Consider the following 23217-nt stretch of genomic DNA (forward strand, 5'->3'; position numbering starts at 1 on the left):
GAAGCGAAGCGTAATCGAGGTTTCACTGCGGAGTCGAGGCTTTCACAATCGCGGTCTGAACAATTGGCGTTTTCACGTATTAATCAAAGAAAATCACGTTATGCAAAATTACTCAGAGGACTAAAATGATTGAATTATGGAACGTAAGTAAAACATACGAGGCGGGAAACAAGGCACTGCGTAACATCAATATGACTGTAGCTGACGGTGAATTTGTTTTCATCATCGGCAGAAGCGGCTCCGGAAAATCCACTCTGCTGAAAATGCTGTTAAAAGAAGTGGAGCCCACCTCTGGTAAAATCATAGTAAATGATATGAATTTAGGCAAGATGCCAAGGCGGTTCATCCCCCGGTACCGTCGGAAGCTTGGCATGGTTTTTCAGGATTTCCGCCTGTTAAAAGACCGTAATGTATACGAGAACGTTGCGTTCGCACAGCGGGTCATCGGGGCATCCACAAGAAGTATAAAAGAATCAGTTCCAGCCATGTTAAAAATGGTGGGGCTGTCTTCCAAATATAAATTTTTCCCGCAGCAGCTTTCCGGCGGAGAGCAGCAGCGAGTGGCGATTGCAAGAGCTCTGATTAACAAGCCTGAGATTCTTCTTGCTGACGAGCCCACAGGCAACTTAGACGGCCACAACTCCATGGAAATTATGAAACTGTTAGAGGAGATCAACAAGCTGGGTACTACTGTGATTGTCGTTACCCACAGCCAGGAAATTGTAGACCGAATGAAGAAGCGGGTAATTATGATGGATCGCGGAGCCATCGTAAGCGATGAGAAAAAAGGCGGTTATACGTATGAGAATTAGTACATTTTGGTATTGTCTGAAACAAGGTGTAATAAACATCTGCAGAAATATATTATTTTCACTGGCCTCCATTGCAACAGTATCCGCCTGTATTTTCCTTTTTTGCCTGTTCTTCTCCATAGTGGTAAATGTACAGTATGTAATTAAGAACACGGAGAGCACAGTAGGTATCACTGTATTTTTTGATGAAGGTCTTGATAAGAACAAGATCACCCAGATCGGCAATGAAATCAAGTCACGAAAAGAAGTGAAGGATGTTAAATTCACTTCTGCCGAGGATGCATGGGCGGAAGCAAAGAAAGAGTACTTTGGTGACATGCAGGATCTTGCAGAAGGATTTGAAGAGGATAACCCTCTTGCCAATTCTTCTTCCTACACCATATTCTTAAATGATTTAGCACAACAGGATGAAATTGTATCCTGGCTAAATGGAATTGAGGGAGTAAGAAAAGTTAATTATTCCAAAACTGCGGCAGAAGGAATGAACAGTTTGAATAAAGTGATCGGAATTCTTTCCATGCTGATCATTGGAGTTCTTCTGGCTGTTGCCATATTCTTAATCAGCAATACAATTTCCGTAGCAGCAGCCTTCCGGAAAAATGAGAATCAGATTATGAAGCTGATTGGTGCCACCAATTACATGATCAGGGCGCCTTTTGTCGTTGAAGGAGTCATTATCGGTCTGGTAGGAGCCTCCATTCCGCTGATTGCCATTTATTTTCTTTACCGATCAGCAGTTGGGTATGTAGTAACGAAATTCAGCATTCTGTCCGGATTATTTCAGTTCCTTCCTGTTGATGCCATATTCCCTTATATGGCGGCAACGGCTATGTCACTGGGACTTGGAATCGGATTTTTTGTAAGTTTCTTTACTATACGGAAACATTTAAAAGTATAAGGGGAGCCGTCCATGAATCATGGAAAAAGACTGTTTGCAGTGGGAATCGGTCTTTTTATGACCGTATCATGCATATTTCCCTCCTATGGTACAAAAAATGAAGTAAATGATGCAAAGAAAAAGGCCAGTTCCATGGAGGACCAAAAAAAGGAAGTGGAATCAGCTTTAAAAGAGCTGGCGGGCTTGAAAGCGGATACAGCTGCTTATGTGAGAGGACTGGATGACAAGCTCGCTGCCTATGACAAACAGCTGACAGCGCTGACTGCCCAGATCTCAGCAAAAGAAGAGCAGATTAAAACGGCCAAAGCGGACTTGGAGATTGCCAGGAATGCACAGGAACATCAGTACCGGAATATGAAACTGAGAATTCAATATATGTATGAGAAGGGTGAGACGAATTATCTGGACTTGCTGTTTAGGTCCGCCGATCTCACCCAGCTTTTTAACCGGGCGGAATATATCAGAAGCATTGCTGCATATGATAGAAGAATGCTGGAGGACTATAAAAGAACCAAAGAAGAGGTCAGCCAGAGAGAAACGCTTCTAAATGCAGAATATGAAAAACTGCTTGGTTTTCAGACTGCTGCCGAAGTAAAAAAGCAGGAGGCTGAGGGGCTTTTACAGGCTAAAAACCAGGAACTTGCATCGTATGAGAACAGGATAACTGAAAATCAGGAAAATCTATCTGAACTGGAAAAAGATTTAGCGGCACAGGAGCAGCGTATCAAAGAAATGGAAGCACAGATACGCAAACAGGAGGAAGAAGCACGGAAAGCGGCGCAGAAGGCTGGAAAAACGTATAATACCGTGGCAATCGGGAATATTAATTTTATATGGCCCTGCCCCTCATCTTCAAGAGTTACTTCTTCCTTTGGCGACAGGGAATCCCCAACCGAAGGGGCCTCTTCCAATCATCAGGGCATTGACATCGGAGCATCAACCGGTGCCGGTATTTCAGCAGCTGCTTCCGGGACAGTAACGATTTCTACATACAGTTATTCTGCCGGTAATTATATCATGATTCATCATGGCGGGGGAGTCTATACTGTTTATATGCACTGTTCCGAACTCCTGGTTTCGACGGGGCAGGAAGTGTCGCAGGGACAGTTAATTGGAAAAGTGGGTTCTACCGGATATTCCACAGGACCGCATCTCCACTTTGGGATCAGAGTGAATGGAAGTTATGTAAATCCAGTGAAATACGTAAGCCCATAATGAGCTAGATAGGAGAATGACAGTGGAAAGTAAGAATAAATTTTGGAAGGGTGCCCTGGTCGGGGCACTCCTTACCACATTGGCAGGCCTTATAATTGTCGGCATGTCTTTAGGTATTTTTTTAATTGGAAGAACCGCCATTGATGGAAAGGGACAGACGGCAGAATCCGCTCAGGCAGAGAATCAGGATGGCAATCTGGATTTGAACCGGATTGTAGCCAAGATCCAGACCATTCAGGGAGTGATTGATAAATATTACCTCTTTGATGAAGACAATGGGAAAGTAGAAGACTGGATTTATAAAGGAATGCTCTATGGTCTTGAAGATCCATACACTGTCTATTATACTGCAGATGAGTATAAGAAGCTGATGGAGGATACTTCCGGTGAATACTGTGGGATCGGAGTAATGGTAAGCCAGAACCCTACAACCGGGGTGATTACGGTAAGCAAGGTGTTTGAAGGAACTCCTGGTGCCGAAGCTGGGATTCTTCCTGGTGACATCCTTTATAAGGTCGGCAGCAAAGAAGTGACCGGAATTGATTTAGAGCTGGTAGTAAAGGACTATATCAAAGGAGAAGAAGGTACACCGGTAACCATAACCGTTCTTCGCAAGGATGCCGGAGATTATATTGATATGACAATGGAACGCCGCCAGATCACCGTCCCCACTGTAGAATATGAGATGCTGGCTGACAACGTGGGATATATTTCAGTAAGCCAGTTTGACACAGTGACTGCAGACCAGTTTAAAGGCGCCATTAATGACCTGGAAAAAAAGGGAATGAAAAAGCTGGTAGTTGATTTAAGAGATAACCCCGGAGGCGTTGTGGATGCAGTTGTATCCATGCTGGATTATATTCTTCCTGATGATCTGGTAATTGAAGGAGATCCCAATCTGGTCAGAACAAAGAAGAACAAAACGCTTCTGGTCTATATGGCAGATAAGAATGGGGAAGGGGAGCAGTATTATGCAGCTGACGGACATGAGGTAGATGTTCCCATGGCAGTTCTGGTGAACGGGCAGTCTGCAAGTGCTTCCGAAGTTTTCTCCGGAGCTCTTAAAGCATACAATAAAGCAAAGCTTGTAGGTACCAAAACATTTGGAAAGGGAATTGTACAGACATTGTTTCCGTTAGACAATGGAACAGCCATTAAGATGACTGTAGCCCACTACTACACACCCAGCGGTTTTGATCTTCATAAAAAAGGTCTCGAACCCGATGTCCCGGTGGAGTTAAAAGAAGAGCTGAAAACTAAAATTAAGATTGAGCATGACGAAGATAATCAGCTGACAGAAGCGATTAATGCATTAAAATAGAAAGATAGAAAGCCCTTAAGAGACGACAGCAATCAGATTGCCTGTTTCTTAAGGGCTTTTTCATCAGATGGAGCAGGTTTTAAGTAAACTTAGAAAATGTCTGCATTCCTCTTCCCTGGTCGCCCAGGAGGTAACCAGGCGAATGACCAGATGGCCATCAGTTCCTTTTTCCTGTATGGAAAATACAAATTCTTTTTCAAGTTTCTCTATTACACTCTCAGGAAATATGGGAAACAGCTGGTTTGTGAACGAAGGGGAAGCAAAGGAATAGCCGCAGTCATCAATTCCTTTTCTTAAGATATCAGCCATGGCATTGGCATGGGAAGCCAGTTCATAGTAGAGGTTGTCTGTAAACAGCTCCTCAAACTGAATCCCTAAGAGCCAGCCTTTTGCCAGCAGCGCGCCACGCTGCTTCATCATGAATCGGAAATCAGGTTTTAAATCCGGATGGCTGATGACCAGGGCTTCCCCGAACAAAGCACCGGCTTTTGTTCCGCCAATATAAAAAACATCGGTGAAAGCAGCGATATCCTTCACAGTTAAGTCGTTTACTGCACTGGTCAGTGCAGACCCCAGGCGGGCGCCGTCTAAAAAGAGATAGAGGTTCTTTTCCAGACACAGGCTGTGGATTGCTTCCAGTTCTGCCTTGGAATACTGTGTACCGATTTCTGTAGAATTGGAGATATAGACCATTTTGGGCTGGACCATATGTTCATCTGTATGATGATTTAACGCCTGGATGATATCATCAGGAGTCAGTTTTCCGTCTTTTCCGGGCATAGCCAGAACTTTATGGCCAGTTGCTTCTATTGCACCGGTTTCATGGACATTAATATGTCCCTGAGCAACACAGATCACCGCCTGCCACGGTTTAAGGGCAGTTCCGATGGTAATTAAATTGGTCTGGGTTCCTCCCACAATAAAATGAACATCAGCATCCTGGCGCCCGATCTCCTGTCTGATCATCTCTCTGGCATGTGCGCAGTGTCCGTCAATTCCGTAGCCGCCGTTCTGATCCAGACTGGTCCGGGTGATCGCTTCCAGGATTTTTGGATGCGCGCCTTCGCTGTAATCGTTATTAAAGCTGTACATAAAATGTCCTCCTGATGATTAATGGTATAAAAAATATGATATACTAAATGTGCGGGTTTTACAATGGCGGATGAATCAAAAACAGTATAATCTTATGTTATAGTAAATATTCATATCATGTATTATTATTATATTAATGGCTGTGGTAAAATAAAAAAAGAATATGTATTACTTATGAGCAGGAGGAAACCTTATGCCGTCAGGTGCAATTTTTAAATTTCATAATGATCTTGATACAGATCAGATTATAGGCTCCCAGTATCTTTTATTGCCTGATCTGGAAGAAATGAAAGTACATACATTTGAATCTCTTGATCCTGAGTTTCCAAAGAAAGTAAAAGCGGGAGATTACGTAGTGGGAGGGGAGAATTTTGGCTGTGGTTCGTCAAGAGAGCAGGCACCGGGAGTATTAAAGGCTCTGGGTGTGGAAGCGGTGATAGCAAAATCATTTGCCAGAATTTTCTTTCGAAATGCAATTAATATAGGACTCCCGGTGATTGTCTGCAAAGAACTTCCGGATGAAGTGAGTACGGGAGATGTCATGGAGCTTTTTTTGTCAGAGGGAATTGTAAGGGCAAACGGAAAAGAGTACTCCTGCACAAAGCTTCCTGAATATATGCAGAATATTTTGAATCAGGGCGGCCTGATTGCATCTTTAAATAAGGAGGATCAGGTATGGGAATGACAATCGCAGAGAAAATCATAGCGGCTGCTGCCGGTGTGGATCATGTGAAACCGGGTGATATTCATACGGTTAATTTAGACCGCCTGATGAGCAATGACGGAACAACTCATTTAACGGTTGACATGTATCATAACAAGCTGACAAACCCCCATATTGCGGATCCGGATAAACTGGTCTTTATTGTGGATCACAATGTGCCTGCAGACAATCCGAAGACAGCAGCAGCCCAGAAGAAGATGAGAGATTTTGCCAGAGAGCACCAGATTGATTTCTGGGAAGGAAAGGGTGTATGTCATCAGATTATGATGGAAAATTATGTCTGTCCCGGAGAACTGATCTTTGGTGCAGACAGCCATACCTGTACCTATGGTGCGTTAGGTGCTTTCGGCACAGGAGTGGGCTGTACGGACTTCCTTTACGGAATGGTTACCGGTACCTCCTGGGTACTTGTTCCGGAATCTGTCAAATTCAATCTGGTTGGGAAGCTTCCTGACGGAGTTTATCCAAGAGATTTAATGCTTACCATCATCGGGCAGATTGGTGCCAATGGCTGTAACTATCAGGTGATGGAATTTTGCGGAGAAGGAGCAAAGACGCTGAGTGTCAATGACCGTATGGTTTTATGCAATTTATCCGTTGAGGCAGGGGCAAAGACCGGTATTTTTGAGGCGGATGAAACCGCACTGAAATATCTGGAAGAACGGGGAAGAAAACCAAAGGCTGTATATAAAAGTGATCCCGATGCCATTTATGCAAGGGAATATACGATTGATTTGTCGACGATAGAACCAGTGATTGCAAGACCGGATTTTGTAGATGATGTGGTTCCTGCAAAAGAGGTTTGCGGAGTAAAAATTGATGAGGCATTTTTAGGCTCCTGCAACAATGGACGAATTGAAGAACTGAGGATCGGTGCGGGGATTATCAAGGGAAAAAAGGTAGCGGACAGCGTACGGTTTTTAGTCGTTCCGGCAAGTCTGGAGGTATACAAACAGGCATTAAAGGAAGGACTCATTGACATTTTCATGGAATCCGGAGCCATAGTGATGAATCCCAACTGCAGCGTCTGCTGGGGAAGCTGCCAGGGTGTCATTGGTGAGAATGAGGTTCTGATCAGTACTGGAACACGCAATTTTAAAGGAAGGGCAGGCCATCCCAGTTCCAAGGTATACTTAGGTTCTGCTGCCACAGTGACGGCATCAGCGATTGCCGGAGAAATCACGCTTGCATAACGAAGGGGAAAGGGAATAAGAATGGAGACATTTACAGGAAAAGTCTGGGTTCTGGGAGATGATATCGATACGGATATTATCATTCCCACGGAATATCTGGCGCTTAAAACCATAGATGAGATGAAGCAGTACGGCTTTAGCCCTCTCCGGCCGGAGCTGGCGGGCCAGATAAAAGAAGGAGATATCATTGTAGCAGGAAAGAACTTTGGCTGCGGATCATCAAGAGAACAGGCACCTGAGATTATTAAAGCTCTGGGTGTAAAATGTGTAATCGCCAGATCCTTTGCCAGAATATTTTTCCGCAATTCCATTAACAATGGACTTCTTCTCATTGAACAGCCGGATTTGTATGATGATATGACGGAAGGCGATACCATTAAAGTTACGGTAAATGAACATGTGGAATATCAGGGCAGATTTTATGAGATCGCATCACTGCCTCAGAACCTGGTTGATATTATAAGTGCAGGCGGACTGGTAAAAGCCATGAGAAAACGGAACGGACTGGATTAAGGAGGGGGCAATGGGCAGTACAATCATTGAGAAAATAATCAGGCATAATACAGGTGCAGAAAATGTAAAACCGGGAGATATCGTAACTGTGAAAGCGGACCGGGTGATGATACATGACATTTTCATTCCCTTTGTAGCAGATAAATTTGAGGAGATGGGATTTAAAAAGCTCTGGGATCCGGACAAAGCTGTTTTGATCTATGACCATCTGGTTCCTGCCAGTCAGTTAGATGATACCAGACATTTTCGGATCGGAGATGCATTTGCAGCAAAATACGGCATGAAGCATGTGCACAGAAGCGATGGAATCTGTCATCAGCTGATGACGGAAGCCGGCTACGTAAAACCGGGAGATGTAGTCTTCGGCACAGACAGCCATACTACTACATATGGCTGTGTGGGGGCATTTTCATCGGGAATTGGTTATACGGAGATGGCAAGTATTCTGGGTACCGGCACCATGTGGATCAAAGTGCCGGAGACCATAAAGGTGGTTATTGAAGGCAGACTTCCGGATCATGTGATGTCTAAGGATATTATCCTTCGCCTGATCGGGGATTTGGGTGCTGACGGCGCAACTTATCTGGCTCTTGAATTTACAGGAAGCACCGTGGAGGAGATGTCAGTGGCAAGCCGCATGACCATCGCCAATATGGCTGTTGAAGCAGGTGCAAAATGTGCCCTGTTTACGCCGGATGAGAAAACAGCTGAGTATTGTGAGGTACAGCTAAGTGATTTCCAGAAGAGTCTCACCGGAGATGAGGATGCGGTATACAAAAGAGTAATCCGTTACAACGCAGAGGATTTTGTTCCAGTCCTGGCATGTCCTTCCCAGGTGGATAAAATTAAGCCGGTCAGTGAACTGAAGGGGATTGTAATTGATCAGGTATTCATCGGTTCCTGCACCAACGGCCGTCTGGAGGATCTGGCTGCAGCAGCGGAGGTGTTAAAGGGTAGAAAAGTAGCCGATTATGTAAAGCTCATCATAACACCTGCCAGCCGGAAGGTTTATCAGGAAGCCATGGAACAGGGAATTATGGAGATCCTTTCTGATGCAGGTGCCATAATCACCCATCCGGGGTGCGGTTTATGCTGCGGCAGAACCGGAGGAATATTAAGTGACGGGGAACGGGTAGTGGCTACCAATAACCGGAATTTCCTGGGGAGAATGGGAACTTCCAAGGTGGAAATATATCTGGCTTCTCCCAAAACGGCAGCAGCCTGCGCCGTAACCGGCCGGATTGTAAGCTCAGAAGATAATGCGGTTTACCAAAAATAAAATCAGAACAAATGTTCCTTCCCTGCCTATACTTTTTATCTTTGCTATGTTATAATCTTGGTACGATATTGTCACCAAGGAGGTAAAAAGAACGTATGGAGTTTCAGTTGCATTCAGAATTTGCCCCGACCGGCGATCAGCCCCAGGCCATAGACCAGCTTGTGAGAGGATTTAAGGAGGGTAATCAGTTTCAGACCTTACTGGGAGTTACCGGCTCTGGAAAGACCTTTACCATGGCGAATGTGATACAGGAATTGCAGAAGCCTACATTGATTATTGCTCACAACAAAACTCTTGCTGCACAGCTTTACGGAGAATTCAAGGAGTTCTTCCCGGAGAATGCAGTGGAGTATTTTGTTTCCTATTACGATTATTACCAGCCCGAAGCATACGTACCATCTACCGATACTTACATTGAAAAGGATTCCTCCATCAATGATGAGATCGATAAGCTGCGCCATTCTGCCACTGCGGCATTGTCAGAGCGCAAAGATGTGATTATCGTTGCTTCGGTTTCCTGCATTTACGGTCTGGGAAGTCCTATCGACTACCAGGAGATGGTGATATCCTTACGACCTGGCATGATAAAGGACCGGGATGAAGTGATTCATAAGCTGATCGATATTCAGTATGACCGGAATGATATGGATTTCAGGCGTGGTACATTCCGTGTCCGTGGTGATGTGGTGGAGATTTTTCCTTCCTATTCCGGCAGCGAAGCTTATCGTGTGGAATTCTTTGGTGATGAGGTTGACCGGATCACGGAAATTGACACACTGACAGGAGAGATCCGGGCAGAGCTGGGTCATATTGCGGTATTTCCCGCTTCCCATTATGTTGTTTCCAAAGATAAGATGGAGCATGCAGCTTCCACTATTCTGGCGGAACTAAAGGAGCAGGTGGAGTATTTTAAAAGTGAAGACAAGCTTTTAGAGGCCCAGAGAATCTCTGAGCGGACTAATTTTGATGTGGAAATGATGAAGGAGACCGGATTCTGTTCCGGAATTGAGAATTACTCCAGACATTTGACCGGGGGGAAACCGGGAGAGCCGCCCTATACCTTAATTGATTATTTCCCGGATGATTTTTTAATCATTGTGGACGAGTCCCACATCACTCTGCCGCAGGTGAGAGGAATGTACGCCGGAGACCGTTCAAGAAAAACCACTCTTGTGAATTTTGGATTCCGTCTTCCCTCAGCGCTTGATAACCGGCCATTGAATTTTGAAGAATTCGAATCCAAGATTAACCAGATGATGTTTGTTTCAGCAACTCCTTCTGTTTACGAATCACAGCATGAACTTTTAAGAGTGGAACAGATCATTCGGCCAACCGGACTTCTGGATCCTGAGATTGACGTTCGTCCGGTGGAAGGTCAGATTGATGATCTGATTTCTGAGGTCAATAAAGAAGTGGAAAAGAAGAATAAGATATTAATCACCACTTTGACCAAGCGTATGGCAGAGGATCTGACGGATTATATGAGAGAGGTTGGAATCAGGGTAAAGTACCTCCATTCCGATATTGATACTTTGGAGCGCTCGGAAATTATCCGTGATATGCGTCTTGATGTTTTCGATGTTCTGGTAGGAATCAACCTTTTAAGGGAAGGTCTTGACATTCCGGAGATTACGCTGGTAGCTATTCTGGATGCGGATAAGGAAGGATTCCTCCGTTCAGAGACTTCTCTCATACAGACCATAGGAAGGGCTGCCAGAAATTCGGAAGGTCACGTGATCATGTATGCAGATAACATGACGGATTCCATGAGAGTGGCAATTGAAGAGACAAACCGGAGAAGAGCGATTCAGGAACGTTATAATGAAGAGCATGGAATTACTCCGACAACCATTAAAAAAGCAGTTCGCGATCTGATTGCCATATCAAAGGCTGCAGCAGCCGATGAAAAGGAATTTAAAAAGGATCCTGAATCCATGGATTCGAAGGAGCTGGAGAAGCTTTCAAAGGAATTGACAAAAAAGATGCACCAGGCAGCGGCAGAGCTGAATTTCGAAGAGGCAGCAAAGCTGCGTGACCGGATGGTACAGGTGAAAAAGATGCTCCAGGACATCAGTCAGTGAAAAATATTTCTAAGGCATGCAGATGGTGTTGACAATGATTCTCAACAAGTGTAAAATCTCTATGGATGCAATCCAGGGAAAGGACCCTGGTGCGCCGGTTATGGAACAGGCTGCATTCAGAGGAGATTATTATGAAGCTTCATGAAGGAGATATCGGAAAGACCTACATTGTATACAGTGTTATGGTGAAAGATACCATTACAAGAAGGCTGGAAGCGTTAGGCGTCAATGAGTTGACGCCGGTTACCCTGTTAAACAAAAAGGGAAGCGGCACCGTGATCATTAAAGTCAGGGGGACTCGTCTGGCTCTGGGAAGGAAGATCTCAGAGGGAATCGAGATAAAGGAGGAGACCGGCCATGAGTGATGACAGCAGAATGATCCGTGTTGCATTTGTTGGTAATCCAAACTGCGGAAAGACAACCTTATTTAACGCTTTTACCGGTGCAAGGCTGAAAGTGGCAAACTGGCCGGGTGTTACGGTAGAGCGCGTGGAAGGTGAGACCAGCTACAAAGGCCAGTCCATACGGGTGATTGATACACCGGGAATTTATAGTCTGACCAGCTATACAATAGAAGAGATTGTTACGAGAAAGTGTCTGGAAGATGAATCGGTTGACGTGATTATTAACGTTGTGGATGCTTCCTCTCTGGAGCGGAATTTATATTTGACACTTCAACTTCTGGAACTGAAGAAGCCTGTGATTCTGGCACTTAACATGATGGATATTGTGGAAGACAGAGGCATGGAGATTGATCTTCACCGCCTGCCGGAGATGCTTTCGAATATTCCTGTAGTACCGGTATCTGCAAGGAAGCGGACCGGTCTTGATGTGCTTATGCATGCAGTTGTTCATCATTATGAGGAAGGACCCCAGGGTGTTGTGGTTACGTACTCACCCCGGATTGAGAACAAGATATCCAAAGTGGAGACAGTGCTGAAAGCCCATTATGGAAAGCTTGGGAATCTAAGGTGGCATGCGATCAAGTTTCTGGAATATGATGAAGAGGTTGCAAATGATCATCCGGTTGATTTAAGCAATATTATCGACCATAATTATGAAAAAGAGATTATTAATGAGAAATATGATTATATAGAAGGTGTTATCCATGAGTGTCTTGTAAACAAAGAAGAGAAGGCGGCAATGACGGATAAGATTGATGCTTATTTAACCCATCCGTTCTGGGGAGTTCCTCTGTTTCTTGGTATTATGGCCCTGGTGTTTTTCCTGACGTTTACAGTGGGAGATTTCTTAAAGGGATATTTTGAGATTGCACTGGACCATTTATCTGCGTTTATGTATCAGCTGATGACAGTGATCCATGCGGCTGACTGGATCACTTCTCTGGTAGTGGATGGAATTGTTGCAGGTGTAGGCGGAATCCTCACGTTTCTGCCTAATATTTTCATTCTGTTTCTCGCACTGGCTTTTCTGGAAGATAGCGGTTATATGGCGAGAGTTGCTTATGTTATGAATGAAATTATGGGGAGAGTGGGTCTTTCCGGCAAAGCGTTTCTTCCCATGCTTTTAGGATTTGGCTGTACGGTGCCGGCTGTGATGGCAGCAAGAGCGCTGCCCAGTGAAAGGGACAGGCGAAGAACGATACTCATCACACCTTTTATGTCCTGCTCTGCCAGGCTTCCTATTTACGTCTTATTTTCGGAGATGTTTTTTCCGGAACATGCGCTGATTGCAGCATATTCTTTGTATTTAATCGGACTTCTGGTTGCAATTATAATTGCTCATGTGACTCATAAGATGATAAAATCCCAGGAAGAGGATACACTTTTAATTGAATTGCCGGAATATAAAACACCCAATGCAAGAACCGTTGCCATCTATGTCTGGGATAAGGTTAAGGATTATCTTGGGAAAGCGGGTACTACCATATTTCTGGCTTCCATCGTACTCTGGTTTGTATTAAATACCGGATTAAACGGATTTGTCACAGATGTCTCACAAAGCTTTGCAGCGATGATCGGCAGAGTTTTAATTCCGGTTCTTACTCCTGCAGGACTTGGAGACTGGAGAATAGCAGTTGCGCTTATCTCAGGGCTATCCGCAAAGGAAGTGGTTGTCTCCAGCTTTTCCGTACTATTTGGAATCAGCAATATTAATTCGGCAGCAGGAATGGGTGAATTGTCCGGATTACTTGGAGGTGTGGGGTTTGGCGGTGTGAATGCATATGCACTGATGATTTTCTGTCTTCTTTATTCCCCGTGTATTGCCGCAGTTGCTACCATAAAGAAAGAAACCGGTTCCCTGAGATGGACTCTTGGAATGGTATTTTTTCAGCTGGCAGTTGCCTGGATATTTGCTGTTATGGTGTACCAGATTGGAAGTATGATTTTTTAATTGGATAGAGGATAAACCGATGAATGATAAACTGCTTGTGGAAACTGCAGTTCTGGCAGGTGAGATTATGTTGATAAGTGGTGCGGAAATCTTCCGTGTGGAAGATACCATTGACCACATTTTGAGAAAAGCAGGCCGGGATACGGCAGAAGCGATTGTCTTTTCCACAGGCATTTTTGCGTCCTTAAATGATCCCTCAATTGAGGCTATTACGGTGGCAAGACGGGTGAATGTAAGAAGTACCAATTTAAACAGGGTTTATCTGGTGAACGATGTATCCAGAAAGCTTTGTGCTGATCTTATGACAGTGGAAGAGGCATATGAGAGACTGAAAGAGATCCGTGGGACAGTACAGTTTCATAAAAGGCTTAAGGATATGGGCTTTATGGGGGTAGCTGTATTTTTCACTCTTCTTCTTGGCGGAAACGCAAGGGACTGTCTGGCAGCTGCTGTAACCGGAGCTGTGTTAGCGGGGGCCATGGAGGCCTCTGTAAAGATTCGTTTAAATGATTTCTGCGCCAATGCGTTCTGTGCTTTTCTAATTGCTTTAACCACACTTTTTCTTGAACGGTGGGGATTGCCCGGTATAAAAAGTGACATTATTATGATCGGTGCCATCATGCCGCTGGTGCCGGGAGTAATCTTTACGACAGCAATCCGCGATACGTTAAACGGTGATTATGCATCGGGTACAGCAAGAATTGTGGAAGCAGTGGTGATTGCTCTGGCGGTAGCAGCCGGAGTGGGAGCTGGAATGGGATTGTATCAATGGCTGACCGGAGGTAATCTGATATGGTGATTCAGACAGTTGGAGCATTTTTTGCAGTGATCAGCTTTTCCCTGATACTGGAGCTTCCCAAAAAGTATCTGGCTTTATCAGGCGCAATCGGAGCCGTGGGCTGGCTGGTGTACCTTCTTGTACAGGCCGCAGCCGGTTCGGTCATAGCTGCGGCCTTTTTATCTACTCTTTTGGTGGCGTTGTTCAGTCATATTGCAGCCAGGGTATGTAAAGCACCAGTCACCGTGTTTTTGGTCGCTGGAATTCTTCCTTCGGTGCCCGGTGCTTCCATTTACCGAAGCGTTTCCTATGTAATCAGTAATGACCCGGTGCTTTCCAGCCATTATCTGGTGGAGACGCTTCAGATTTCAGGTGCCATTGCCATGGCAATTTTTATTATGGATTCATTGTTCCGATTGGGAAAGAAGAAGTAAAAGCAATAGACAGATGATCCTGTGATTTGGAATAGTGATAGATATGATTGGAGAGACGGTCTTCCATTGCAACCTCTTCCTGGTTGATGGAAAAGACGGTTTGTGCCAGTTCCTCATAGGATATCTGGCTGCTGTATGGGATTATTAAGACTTCGTGAATGCTGGATGGCAGAATAATTAAATCGCCGTCTGTGTTTTCTGCGAAGTCTTTTAATATGCCTTCATAGAACATGCAGGCTGCTCCATGGGCACCAAAGGTATTGGTGAGGACATACATGGGAGGGGACAAGGGCGAGGGTTCAAATAACCCGGCCCAGTCCTCTTCTTTTATTTCTGTGTCTGAAGCCTTCATGGTGATCTCCTTTATCACATCCATAAGAGAATTGATTCGGGCGGGAAATAAGCGGGGAGTGTTGGATATGGCAGCCAGGTATAAATCTTCGGTGGATAAGTTCCATAATTTCTGATGGGAATTGTGGATAAGAGCGGTAAGAAGCTGATCGTCACTTTTGTTCAGAGACAGGCAGAAGATCAGTGATAAATCCAGATCTGGAAAAGATAAGTGGGGGAGATCCAAAAGAAGGGAACGATTGGCGGATTCATTGATAAGGCGGAAAATGATCCGGTCTGTTAATGGGATTTCCGAGTGAAGTTCTTCTATAAAACTGTCCTCCGGTAAATGATGAGTCTCGTATAATTCCATAATCTCATCGAGAATTTGCGGCAGGGGTTTACCTTTTTTGTATGTATCATAGAAAGTCTGAAGATAAATAGCCGGAGCCGTGTGTTCCTGTGCTTTTCCGATACAGATGCCGTCAAGAGTCAGTCCGTTGTTCTTTGTAACAGTCTGGAAAGACAGGCAGTAACCAGAGCCTAAACGCTCTTCCAGTGAGTCCTTTACTGCTTTTTGAAATTGTTCGTATACCATATGTATACCTCCTTGGATTTGATTTATGTAAATCGCCTGATGCGATATACAGCAGTTGAAAAGTGGGATTAAAAATGATGAATAGAAATGCAGACAGGTAAGCAATAAAATTAAATCCATTATACCCTAAGTGATAAAAAATGACAATATGTTTAGACATATTTGGAATTTTGTCGAAAAATCATTCAACTTAAACAGATTGTATAATTACAAAAATGGAAATTGGTATTATTGTATACACTGAAAAGACGAAAAAAGGGTGAGGACAGTGAAAACAAAAGAAAAAAATAAACAGATTCATGAAAGCAGGCCGAAAAAAAGACATTCAGGACTCATTGAGCTGATCGTTAAGAACGGCAGACGAATAGAAAAGTTCTTTGCACTGGCAGTGATTATATCTGCTGTCTGCGCCTGCTTTGTTCACGTCAATTATGATTTGAGCGAATACCTTCCGGACTGGGCTCCTGCTAAAAAAGGACTTAATGTCATGGAAGAAGAATTTGGATATCCTGGTACGGCAAGGGTGATGGTTGGACCGGTTACGCTGTACGAAGCGAAAGCCTATAAAGACCGGATTGCGGCTATAGACGGCGTGGATATGGTGATGTGGGCTGATACCACCACCGATGTTTATAAAGCGAATATTTTTATTAATTACGATGATATCCAGGACTACTATAAAGACAATTATGCTGTCATGGATATCATATTTAAGGAAGGAGATTCCAGCAGTCTTACGAAATCGGCCATCAGCCAGATGCAGAAGATGACAGGTGACAAAGGCTTTTTTATGGGATCTGCGGTTCAGAATAAATCATTAAATGAAACTCTTACCAGGGAGATCAGCATTGCCATGGCAATGGGAGTAATCATGATTGCACTGGTTCTCTGTGCAACAACGACCTCATGGTTTGAACCATTTCTCTTTTTGATGATTATGGGTATCGCAATTATCATTAATATGGGAACCAACCTGGTTATAGGTACGATTTCATTTATTACGTTCAGCGTGGCTGCGATCTTACAGCTGGCGGTAGCCATGGATTATTCGGTTTTCCTTCTGGACAGTTTTACAAAGGAACGGGAAAAAGGGGATGATCCGGTGACAGCGATAACCAATGCACTTCACAAATCCATTCCTTCTATTCTTGCAAGCGGGGCTACAACAATTATTGGTTTCCTGGTTCTGATGCTGATGCGATTCTCCATTGGACGGGATTTGGGATTTGTACTTGCAAAGGGAATTGTAATCAGTCTTGTAACCGTGCTGTTTTTAATGCCATCTCTTTTGCTTCGCTGGGGAGACAGAATCAAAAAGACAGAGCATCGTTCTTTTATGCCGTCGTTCCATGGACTTGGTATTCTCGTACATAAAGTGCGTTATGGCGTTCTGACTGCAATAGCACTTCTTATAATACCGGCTTTTGTAGCCCAGAATATGAATGCATTTACGTTCGGTAACGGCGCACTTGGGTCCAGTCCAGGTACCAGGGTATACCATGATGAGCAGCAGATTAACAGCCGTTTTGGAAAAAGTAATTTAATCCTTGCAGTGGTTCCCAATACCAATATGGTAACGGAAAAGAATTTAACAGATGAACTGAAGGATCTTGACTATGTGAGATCTGCCACATCTCTGGCAGGCACCTTACCAGATGGAATTCCGGAAACGATTATACCAAAAAGCATCACCAGCCTGATGCATACGAAAGATTACAGCAGAATCATGATCTATGTAAAATCTTCCGATGAAAGTGATTTTGCATTCCAGTGTTCGGATGAGATCAATTCCATCGTAAATAAGTATTATCCGGAAGGAGCTTATATAACAGGGGTAATCCCATCTACCCAGAATATCAAGTCAATCATCACGGAAGATTATAACTTTGTAAATATTCTTTCCATACTGGGAGTAGGCCTTGTGGTCATGTTTACCTTCAGGTCTCTGATTATACCTGTTATTGTTTTGATTCCCATTGAAGTAGCCGTATTTTTCAACTTTGCAATTCCTTATTTTACAGGAGAGGATATTTTGTATCTGGGATATATCATCGTCAGCTGCCTTCAGCTGGGAGCAACGGTGGATTATTCCATTCTGATGACCAATAACTATATGGATATGAAGAAAAAGTATCCGGAAAAGGCAAGAGCCATTAAGCACACCGTATCCAAAAGTGCGCTTTCCATTCTGACTTCAGGAACGATATTAACCATCGTAGGATACGGTTTATATTTTATCTCTTCCGTATCTGCGATTGCAGGTCTTGGACATTTAATTGGCCGGGGAGCTTTTATCAGTGTAATCATGGTATTGTTTTTGTTACCGGTTCTTCTTACACTGGCAGATCCTGTGTTAATGTGGGAGGAAGGAAAGAAGCAGAAGATGATTGCTGCCCATTTAGCTGTTATTGAAAAGAAAAAAGCGTTTAAGTCGGACATGATACAAAAGAGGAAAGAAAAGTTAGAACAGAAGAACGCAAAAGCCGGTGATAAAGAGAGTGGGCAGGATAGAAAGACAGAAGATAAAAAGCAGGAAAAGGAGGAAGTGAAAAGCAATGAAGAGTAAATGGAGCACAGCATATCGGCTGACGGCAGCGGCATTAATCACTTCAATGATCAGTATAAACATGGCGGGAAATAGTTACGCTGGTCCGCCAGCCGTTTCCACTGATGAAACCCTTTATGTAAATCTGGATTATTACGGAAAAGAGACAGACAGCAGTGTGGTAAAAGGAGTGACACTAAACGGAATTCGTACTTTTTCTGATTATGGAACTTATAATGATATTACCAATATGTCAAATTACGCCAAGCCTGCTATTGATGGAGACACAGTGACCTGGCAGCTTCCAGAGGATGCCAAGGACCGTTTCTACTATGAATGTCAGTTAAACAACGGCGAAGTAGTTCTTCCCTGGGAATTTGATATTTCTTATAAACTAAACGGTGTACCGAAGGAAGCCAAGGACCTGCTGCATGCGGACGGACTTGTAGAGATAGATGTTCACTGCATTCCCAATAAGAATGCCAATATGTATTATCAGAACAACATGCTTTTACAGGTTGCAACTATGGTAGATATGGAAGATGTTAATTCTGTTGAAGCGCCAGGAGCGCAGATCCAGTCCATTGGTACATATAAAGCTGTTCTGTTTGCGGCAGTACCAGGTCAGGAAAAAACATTTCATATTGAAATAAGTTCCCATGATTTTGAGTCCAGCGGGATTATTATGATGATGGTTCCGGGAACTCTGGATCAGATCAGTGATATTGCCGATGTGAAAGAAGCAAAGGATACATTTAAGGATTCCACAGATGAATTATTAGATGGTATGAATGAAATGCTTGATACGCTGCACAACATCAGTGATGGTATGAATGTTACGAAAAAAGGACTCAGCCAGCTGCAGGGTGCAAGAGAAAACTTTGATGCATCAAAAGACGAGATAATCTCCAATACAGATGCCAGCATAGATGGTCTGGAGGCTGCAAATCAGAAGATCAGCCAGCTGGCACCGGACATTATGGCTAATAAGCAGGGACTTGATGATGTAAATAACAAAGTGAATACTCTGGTGGAAACACTTCAGGATTCCGGAGAAGACTTCTATAATTTGTCCTCATCTTTAAGAGATTTAAAAGATTCCCTGGGTGATCTGCAAAACGGTCTGGAGGAATCTGATGCGAACCAGATCACAGATCAAATCAAAGAAATTGAACAGCAGCTCGATGGAATTCAGGCTGTTTTAAAAAAGCTTGGTTCAACTGCGTCTCCATCCCAGGCGCTAAGTGAGGATGATTTAAAAAAGCAGGCAGAGAGTATGCAGCAGCTTATGAGTGATATGAATGATGTGTTAGATGACCTGGAATTTTCACTGGGTGCAGATGCGGTAGCAAAGCTGCGCGCCCAGCTTCAATCGGTTGCAGCCACCGGAATGAGCGATCCCAATGCCACCACGCTGATACAGACAGCGGCTGTTTTATCTAAAATCTTAAACTCCATGAACAACATCTTATCCAGTGTACGTTATACAATTTCCGGAATTGATGTGGAAGGCGGAGTTAAGGACAGCAAGGCAGTTGTAAGCAAGCTTGCCTCCATTTCATATGATATTGATACGACTATCGGAGATGTGGTCAGTTTAAATAAAACAAAAAATGATAATAAAGCGGCCTTTGATTTAATGCTTGATGATACTGCGGCATCTGTAGAGCAGATCAGTTCGGCCACCAATCAGGTAATTTCCCTGTTTCGGAGTGTTCAAAATACCATAAAAAACAACCGGGGTGCAGTAGAAGGCGGCACGAAGGATACCTTAAACGGATTGATTGATATTCTGGAAAAGGCGGCGGATACCTCATCTACCACAAGTAAACTGAAAGGGGCGAATGAGAGCATCAGAGACAGTATGGATGAGAAGCTGGATAAGATTGCAGATGACAGTAATCTTCTGGAAATGAACTTAGATGATAAGATGGTATCCTTTACATCTGATAAAAACCCAACTCCTTCCAGTATTCAGATTATCTTAAGATCAGAGGAAATATCGGAAGATGATGTAAATACGAATGCAGTAGATATTGAACCTGCCGCTGTAGACGTGGGAGTCTGGCAGAGAGTGAAGAATGTGTTTGCAAAGATCTGGAATGCAGTTACGGGGATTTTTAGTTAAGAAAAACAGAAGAAATCTTATAATGAGACGGGTGAAGATATGGTTTTATAAATCTTCACCTGTTTTTTGCACGAAAAGGAGAAAGAATACATTATTATTTAGTTATATTTTCCTGGCAATACATGATATCATTTGTGCTTAAAAAATAGACAGAATGACACATTTTGTTAGATATATCTGTTATTTTAAGGTAATATATGGTATAATTCAATCAGATATCCATTGAACCATAGCATGATTATGATTTGTATCCTGGGGGAAAACATATGACAAATATTGTTGGGATTACAGTTTATGGAGTTTTATATTTAGTGGTTATGCTTCTGCTTTTTGTTTTATTCTTTCTTGGACGGGACTGGCTGATGCTCACCGGGCTGTCCGGCTTTTTACTCATGGGACTCATTCTGTCCATAACCGTAACCAGATATAATTATATCGATATGATACATAATAAAAATATGGTGGAGGTCAGCAGAACAGAACGTATTCCCGAGGTTGTAAAAGTAGGTAATATATACAGGAGCAACTGGAAAACGGTTCAGATTGCGTATGGTTTACCTGGAAGTGAAAAGGAGTATTACTCTGTAATGAGAAGCAGGAACGGACTGTTTGTTATTGAGGGAGGGGTATTGCATACCAGTGGGGGCAGTGACTTTATTGATAACACAAAGAAAGACGGTTGAAATGACCGCCTTTTTTGTGCCTATATTTTGATTTAAGCTAGCAATAATACTTTTATGCAATTAAGTGGTTTATAGAATCCAACTCATAAAGTGTGAACGGGTCAATATCTATACAGTCACTTGGATTCCTGTTACCTGATATGTCCCATGCTAAAGTATCGTTTAATACCGTACATGTATCTTTAAATGTCTGGATATCTTGCAGTGGTTTAAATACTTCGCCTTGTAAAAGATTTGTTGCGTTATAGTCGACAATCTTTCCATTATCAAAAAATACCTGTACATGATAGTTGTCTAGTGGTATCACTTGTACGACTACAGGAAAGTAATCTTGCATATTCACACCTCCTATACTAAAGGATTAATTCTATTCATTGGCTTTTGATCTTTTGTTAATTCCCAGTTTTGCATTAATTCGTCTTGATGGATTGTACACCATGCAAGTATTAAACGTAATTGCTTATTTGGCAATGACCCTTTTATAACTTGTATGTTAATAATATCAACCAATGCTTTACTTCCATTATACTCGGCATGGAAATGCGGTGGCGTATGGTCTTTATAGTACATAGTTATGCGTATACCATAGAATAATGATATCTCTGGCATTTTATCACCGTCCTTTGCTTTATTATACCATGATAAGATATGGATATGCAAGATAGAGTAAAGTCACTTAAATCCCTTTTTTTCAATCCTGCTTTACAAGTATGTAGCAGGTGATAAGCCTGATGGAATGACACTTTATAAATCTTTTACTGCAAGAAGTGAAAAGGGTTTAAGCATAAAATTAAGGAATATAATGAGGACAGGACAAAATATACTGTAAAAGTGGAATCCACATACATGCCAATCTTGCTGCTGATTTTAAATACCGGAATGCGAATAGGTGAGGCTTTAGCTTTGGAATGGAGCGATATTGACTTTGAAAATAAAACTTTAAGAGAAACCTTAACCAAGCGAAAGAACGTGACTATAATGGTGATGTCATGGGAAAAATTAAGAAAACATTTAGTGACATTAAAAGTGTTCTAGGCGTTGTAGAAGCAGAAGATTATATGATTTACGCACTAAGGCATACCTTTGCTTAAAAAACAGTAAAAAGTAGTAAAATACGGGAATTGGATAAGAGCAGGAAAATCAGATAAACTCGAGAAAACCCCGTAAAATCAAGGCTTCAGAGATTTGTTTTCGGGCAAAAAAATAGTGCATCTGATAGGAATCGAACCTACGCACGCGGCTCCGGAGGCCACTGCTCTATCCACTGAGCTACAGATGCATCTTTTACATTCTACTATAGATTGTTTTAAAGCGCAAGAGTTATTTGTTGATTTTTGGCTGTTTTTTTGTTAGAATAGAGAGGAGATTGTTTCTCCAGGAGGTCAGGCCTATATGAAGAACTTATTAGAAAAATGGAAAGGGCTGAAAGAGGAAACCAGGCGGTTTTTGAAGTTTCTGGCCATACCATTGGTTGCAGTTATACTGATCATGGCCGTGGTTGTTTTGGACAAAGCCGGACAAACCGCAAAACAGCCGGAGACGGTATCTGCCCAGGCGGAAAGTACACCGTCGGAAAGCGCATCTGGTCAGCCGGAGAAGGTGAAAGTTGCACTGAAGAAGGACTCGGTGCCCCAGATAAATGATTTGATGAAGTCATATTTTAATGCCAGAAAGAGCTGCGACGGAGACGCACTTTCTAAAGTTTATGGCGGTAAAACCGGGGATGAAAGCTTAGAACAGCTGACTTCCAGAATGGAAGAGGAAGTAAAGTTTTATCAGAGTTTTGAAAATCTGGTATGTTACACGACTCCTGGAATTGCAGATGGAGACTATGTGGTTTATGCCAGATTTGACATTAAATTCCGCCAGGCAGAGACGATGGCTCCAAGCCTGATTGTCTGCTATGCGAAGACAACAGCGGACGGTAGCTGCTATCTGGTTGCAGATAACAGTAAGGAAGAATCCGAATTTATGGAAGAAGTAAACCAGTCTGATGAAGTGCAAAAGATGGCGAAAGAGGTAAACGAAGGTCTTGAGAAGGCTTTAAAGTCCGATGAGAATCTTCTGGCAGTTTATAATACCCTGAAAAACGGGGAGGAAGAGCCGGAAGCTGCAGCAGAAACGACTGGTGAATCAGGCAGTGAGCCATCCAGTGAACCAGTAACCGAATCTGCCAGCGAATCGAACAACAGGTAAAACAGATGCTTCTCTGCGTGGCACCGTGCAGAGGGGCATTTT

Annotated in this window: 22 protein-coding genes and 1 tRNA gene; 18 read left to right on the plus strand and 5 right to left on the minus strand. The window is 43.1% G+C overall.

Going from position 1 to position 23217, the window contains the following annotated elements; all coding sequences use genetic code 11:
• Nucleotides 1-125 precede the first annotated feature (125 nt).
• From ftsE to V7D18_RS04980, 4 genes are read left to right on the plus strand one after another with little or no spacing between them, the layout of a single operon-like run.
• Nucleotides 126-812, plus strand: a complete 687-nt coding sequence (gene ftsE / locus V7D18_RS04965; protein WP_426152040.1) for a cell division ATP-binding protein FtsE — start codon at nucleotides 126-128, stop codon at nucleotides 810-812.
• A complete protein-coding gene (gene ftsX, locus V7D18_RS04970; protein WP_426152042.1) occupies nucleotides 802-1710 on the plus strand; it encodes a permease-like cell division protein FtsX in 909 nt (302 codons plus the stop codon). The genes ftsE and ftsX overlap by 11 nt, the downstream gene beginning before the upstream one ends.
• A gap of 12 nt (nucleotides 1711-1722) precedes the next feature.
• A complete protein-coding gene (locus tag V7D18_RS04975; RefSeq protein ID WP_426152043.1) occupies nucleotides 1723-2925 on the plus strand; it encodes a murein hydrolase activator EnvC family protein in 1203 nt (400 codons plus the stop codon).
• Between the two features lie 22 nt (nucleotides 2926-2947).
• Entirely contained in the window at nucleotides 2948-4246 is a 1299-nt protein-coding gene (locus V7D18_RS04980; RefSeq protein WP_426152045.1) for a S41 family peptidase, read from the plus strand.
• Between the two features lie 63 nt (nucleotides 4247-4309).
• Here the strand turns inward: V7D18_RS04980 and V7D18_RS04985 are convergent, their stop codons facing one another.
• A complete protein-coding gene (locus V7D18_RS04985) occupies nucleotides 4310-5338 on the minus strand; it encodes a threonine aldolase family protein (RefSeq protein WP_426152047.1) in 1029 nt (342 codons plus the stop codon).
• A 193-nt stretch (nucleotides 5339-5531) separates the two neighbouring features.
• Between V7D18_RS04985 and leuD the strand changes: the two genes are divergently transcribed.
• From leuD to V7D18_RS05030, 9 genes are all read left to right on the plus strand, one after another.
• The gene (leuD, locus tag V7D18_RS04990; protein ID WP_426152049.1) at nucleotides 5532-6023 is read left to right on the plus strand and encodes a 3-isopropylmalate dehydratase small subunit; all 492 of its coding nucleotides are present in this window, start codon (nucleotides 5532-5534) and stop codon (nucleotides 6021-6023) included.
• Entirely contained in the window at nucleotides 6014-7255 is a 1242-nt protein-coding gene (locus V7D18_RS04995) for a 3-isopropylmalate dehydratase large subunit (protein WP_426152051.1), read from the plus strand. Before leuD ends, V7D18_RS04995 begins: the two co-directional genes overlap by 10 nt.
• Before the next feature lie 21 nt (nucleotides 7256-7276).
• The gene (locus V7D18_RS05000; RefSeq protein WP_426152053.1) at nucleotides 7277-7768 is read left to right on the plus strand and encodes a 3-isopropylmalate dehydratase; all 492 of its coding nucleotides are present in this window, start codon (nucleotides 7277-7279) and stop codon (nucleotides 7766-7768) included.
• Between the two features lie 10 nt (nucleotides 7769-7778).
• The gene (locus V7D18_RS05005; RefSeq protein WP_426152055.1) at nucleotides 7779-9047 is read left to right on the plus strand and encodes a 3-isopropylmalate dehydratase large subunit; all 1269 of its coding nucleotides are present in this window, start codon (nucleotides 7779-7781) and stop codon (nucleotides 9045-9047) included.
• Nucleotides 9048-9142: 95 nt separating this feature from the next.
• Nucleotides 9143-11128: an excinuclease ABC subunit UvrB gene (gene uvrB / locus V7D18_RS05010; RefSeq protein ID WP_426152057.1), complete on the plus strand. Its 1986-nt coding sequence runs from the start codon at nucleotides 9143-9145 to the stop codon at nucleotides 11126-11128.
• A gap of 131 nt (nucleotides 11129-11259) precedes the next feature.
• Complete coding sequence (locus V7D18_RS05015; RefSeq protein WP_426152058.1) at nucleotides 11260-11493, plus strand: FeoA family protein; 234 nt, start codon at nucleotides 11260-11262, stop codon at nucleotides 11491-11493.
• Nucleotides 11486-13483: a ferrous iron transport protein B gene (gene feoB, locus V7D18_RS05020; RefSeq protein WP_426152060.1), complete on the plus strand. Its 1998-nt coding sequence runs from the start codon at nucleotides 11486-11488 to the stop codon at nucleotides 13481-13483. Before V7D18_RS05015 ends, feoB begins: the two co-directional genes overlap by 8 nt.
• Nucleotides 13484-13502: 19 nt before the next feature.
• Nucleotides 13503-14282: a threonine/serine exporter family protein gene (locus V7D18_RS05025; RefSeq protein WP_426152062.1), complete on the plus strand. Its 780-nt coding sequence runs from the start codon at nucleotides 13503-13505 to the stop codon at nucleotides 14280-14282.
• The gene (locus tag V7D18_RS05030; RefSeq protein ID WP_117416505.1) at nucleotides 14276-14695 is read left to right on the plus strand and encodes a threonine/serine exporter family protein; all 420 of its coding nucleotides are present in this window, start codon (nucleotides 14276-14278) and stop codon (nucleotides 14693-14695) included. Before V7D18_RS05025 ends, V7D18_RS05030 begins: the two co-directional genes overlap by 7 nt.
• Here the strand turns inward: V7D18_RS05030 and V7D18_RS05035 are convergent.
• A complete protein-coding gene (locus V7D18_RS05035) occupies nucleotides 14658-15623 on the minus strand; it encodes a DUF5688 family protein (RefSeq protein ID WP_426152065.1) in 966 nt (321 codons plus the stop codon). The two genes, V7D18_RS05030 and V7D18_RS05035, sit on opposite strands and share 38 nt — an antisense overlap.
• A gap of 268 nt (nucleotides 15624-15891) precedes the next feature.
• Between V7D18_RS05035 and V7D18_RS05040 the strand changes: the two genes are divergently transcribed.
• From V7D18_RS05040 to V7D18_RS05050, 3 genes are all read left to right on the plus strand, one after another.
• A complete protein-coding gene (locus V7D18_RS05040) occupies nucleotides 15892-18189 on the plus strand; it encodes an efflux RND transporter permease subunit (RefSeq protein ID WP_426152067.1) in 2298 nt (765 codons plus the stop codon).
• The gene (locus tag V7D18_RS05045) at nucleotides 18179-20296 is read left to right on the plus strand and encodes a hypothetical protein (RefSeq protein WP_426152069.1); all 2118 of its coding nucleotides are present in this window, start codon (nucleotides 18179-18181) and stop codon (nucleotides 20294-20296) included. Before V7D18_RS05040 ends, V7D18_RS05045 begins: the two co-directional genes overlap by 11 nt.
• Nucleotides 20297-20562: 266 nt before the next feature.
• Nucleotides 20563-20979: a hypothetical protein gene (locus tag V7D18_RS05050; RefSeq protein WP_426152070.1), complete on the plus strand. Its 417-nt coding sequence runs from the start codon at nucleotides 20563-20565 to the stop codon at nucleotides 20977-20979.
• A gap of 52 nt (nucleotides 20980-21031) precedes the next feature.
• Here the strand turns inward: V7D18_RS05050 and V7D18_RS05055 are convergent, their stop codons facing one another.
• Nucleotides 21032-21316, minus strand: a complete 285-nt coding sequence (locus V7D18_RS05055; protein WP_426152072.1) for a DUF2442 domain-containing protein — start codon at nucleotides 21314-21316, stop codon at nucleotides 21032-21034.
• A gap of 11 nt (nucleotides 21317-21327) precedes the next feature.
• The gene (locus V7D18_RS05060) at nucleotides 21328-21588 is read right to left on the minus strand and encodes a DUF4160 domain-containing protein (protein ID WP_426152074.1); all 261 of its coding nucleotides are present in this window, start codon (nucleotides 21586-21588) and stop codon (nucleotides 21328-21330) included.
• Nucleotides 21589-21825: 237 nt separating this feature from the next.
• On the opposite strand from V7D18_RS05060, the gene V7D18_RS05065 reads away from it, so the two are divergent.
• Nucleotides 21826-22014 carry a tyrosine-type recombinase/integrase gene (locus tag V7D18_RS05065; protein ID WP_426152076.1) on the plus strand — a complete coding sequence of 63 codons (189 nt, stop codon included), beginning with the start codon at nucleotides 21826-21828 and terminating at the stop codon, nucleotides 22012-22014.
• A 172-nt stretch (nucleotides 22015-22186) separates the two neighbouring features.
• On the opposite strand, the gene V7D18_RS05070 is transcribed toward V7D18_RS05065, so the two are convergent.
• Nucleotides 22187-22258, minus strand: a tRNA-Arg gene (locus V7D18_RS05070).
• Between the two features lie 113 nt (nucleotides 22259-22371).
• Here V7D18_RS05070 and V7D18_RS05075 point away from each other — a divergent pair.
• Nucleotides 22372-23175 carry a hypothetical protein gene (locus tag V7D18_RS05075; RefSeq protein WP_426152078.1) on the plus strand — a complete coding sequence of 268 codons (804 nt, stop codon included), beginning with the start codon at nucleotides 22372-22374 and terminating at the stop codon, nucleotides 23173-23175.
• The last annotated feature ends 42 nt before the right edge of the window (nucleotides 23176-23217 follow it).

The sequence above is a fragment of the Lacrimispora sp. 38-1 genome (assembly GCF_049890855.1).
In the GTDB taxonomy this organism is placed as follows: domain Bacteria; phylum Bacillota; class Clostridia; order Lachnospirales; family Lachnospiraceae; genus Lacrimispora.

Bases quoted from the DNA above. Each gene is read 5' to 3' on its own strand.
- feoB (WP_426152060.1), top strand. From the start codon at position 11,486: ATGAGTGATGACAGCAGAATGATCCGTGTTGCATTTGTTGGTAATCCA.
- V7D18_RS05075 (WP_426152078.1), top strand. From the start codon at position 22,372: ATGAAGAACTTATTAGAAAAATGGAAAGGGCTGAAAGAGGAAACCAGG.
- V7D18_RS05050 (WP_426152070.1), top strand. From the start codon at position 20,563: ATGACAAATATTGTTGGGATTACAGTTTATGGAGTTTTATATTTAGTG.
- V7D18_RS04975 (WP_426152043.1), top strand. From the start codon at position 1,723: ATGAATCATGGAAAAAGACTGTTTGCAGTGGGAATCGGTCTTTTTATG.
- V7D18_RS04985 (WP_426152047.1), bottom strand. From the start codon at position 5,338: ATGTACAGCTTTAATAACGATTACAGCGAAGGCGCGCATCCAAAAATC.
- V7D18_RS05015 (WP_426152058.1), top strand. From the start codon at position 11,260: ATGAAGCTTCATGAAGGAGATATCGGAAAGACCTACATTGTATACAGT.
- V7D18_RS04995 (WP_426152051.1), top strand. From the start codon at position 6,014: ATGGGAATGACAATCGCAGAGAAAATCATAGCGGCTGCTGCCGGTGTG.
- V7D18_RS05025 (WP_426152062.1), top strand. From the start codon at position 13,503: ATGAATGATAAACTGCTTGTGGAAACTGCAGTTCTGGCAGGTGAGATT.
- V7D18_RS05065 (WP_426152076.1), top strand. From the start codon at position 21,826: ATGCCAATCTTGCTGCTGATTTTAAATACCGGAATGCGAATAGGTGAG.
- V7D18_RS05005 (WP_426152055.1), top strand. From the start codon at position 7,779: ATGGGCAGTACAATCATTGAGAAAATAATCAGGCATAATACAGGTGCA.
- V7D18_RS05000 (WP_426152053.1), top strand. From the start codon at position 7,277: ATGGAGACATTTACAGGAAAAGTCTGGGTTCTGGGAGATGATATCGAT.
- V7D18_RS05030 (WP_117416505.1), top strand. From the start codon at position 14,276: ATGGTGATTCAGACAGTTGGAGCATTTTTTGCAGTGATCAGCTTTTCC.
- V7D18_RS05060 (WP_426152074.1), bottom strand. From the start codon at position 21,588: ATGCCAGAGATATCATTATTCTATGGTATACGCATAACTATGTACTAT.
- V7D18_RS05045 (WP_426152069.1), top strand. From the start codon at position 18,179: ATGAAGAGTAAATGGAGCACAGCATATCGGCTGACGGCAGCGGCATTA.
- uvrB (WP_426152057.1), top strand. From the start codon at position 9,143: ATGGAGTTTCAGTTGCATTCAGAATTTGCCCCGACCGGCGATCAGCCC.
- ftsE (WP_426152040.1), top strand. From the start codon at position 126: ATGATTGAATTATGGAACGTAAGTAAAACATACGAGGCGGGAAACAAG.
- ftsX (WP_426152042.1), top strand. From the start codon at position 802: ATGAGAATTAGTACATTTTGGTATTGTCTGAAACAAGGTGTAATAAAC.
- V7D18_RS05055 (WP_426152072.1), bottom strand. From the start codon at position 21,316: ATGCAAGATTACTTTCCTGTAGTCGTACAAGTGATACCACTAGACAAC.
- V7D18_RS05035 (WP_426152065.1), bottom strand. From the start codon at position 15,623: ATGGTATACGAACAATTTCAAAAAGCAGTAAAGGACTCACTGGAAGAG.
- leuD (WP_426152049.1), top strand. From the start codon at position 5,532: ATGCCGTCAGGTGCAATTTTTAAATTTCATAATGATCTTGATACAGAT.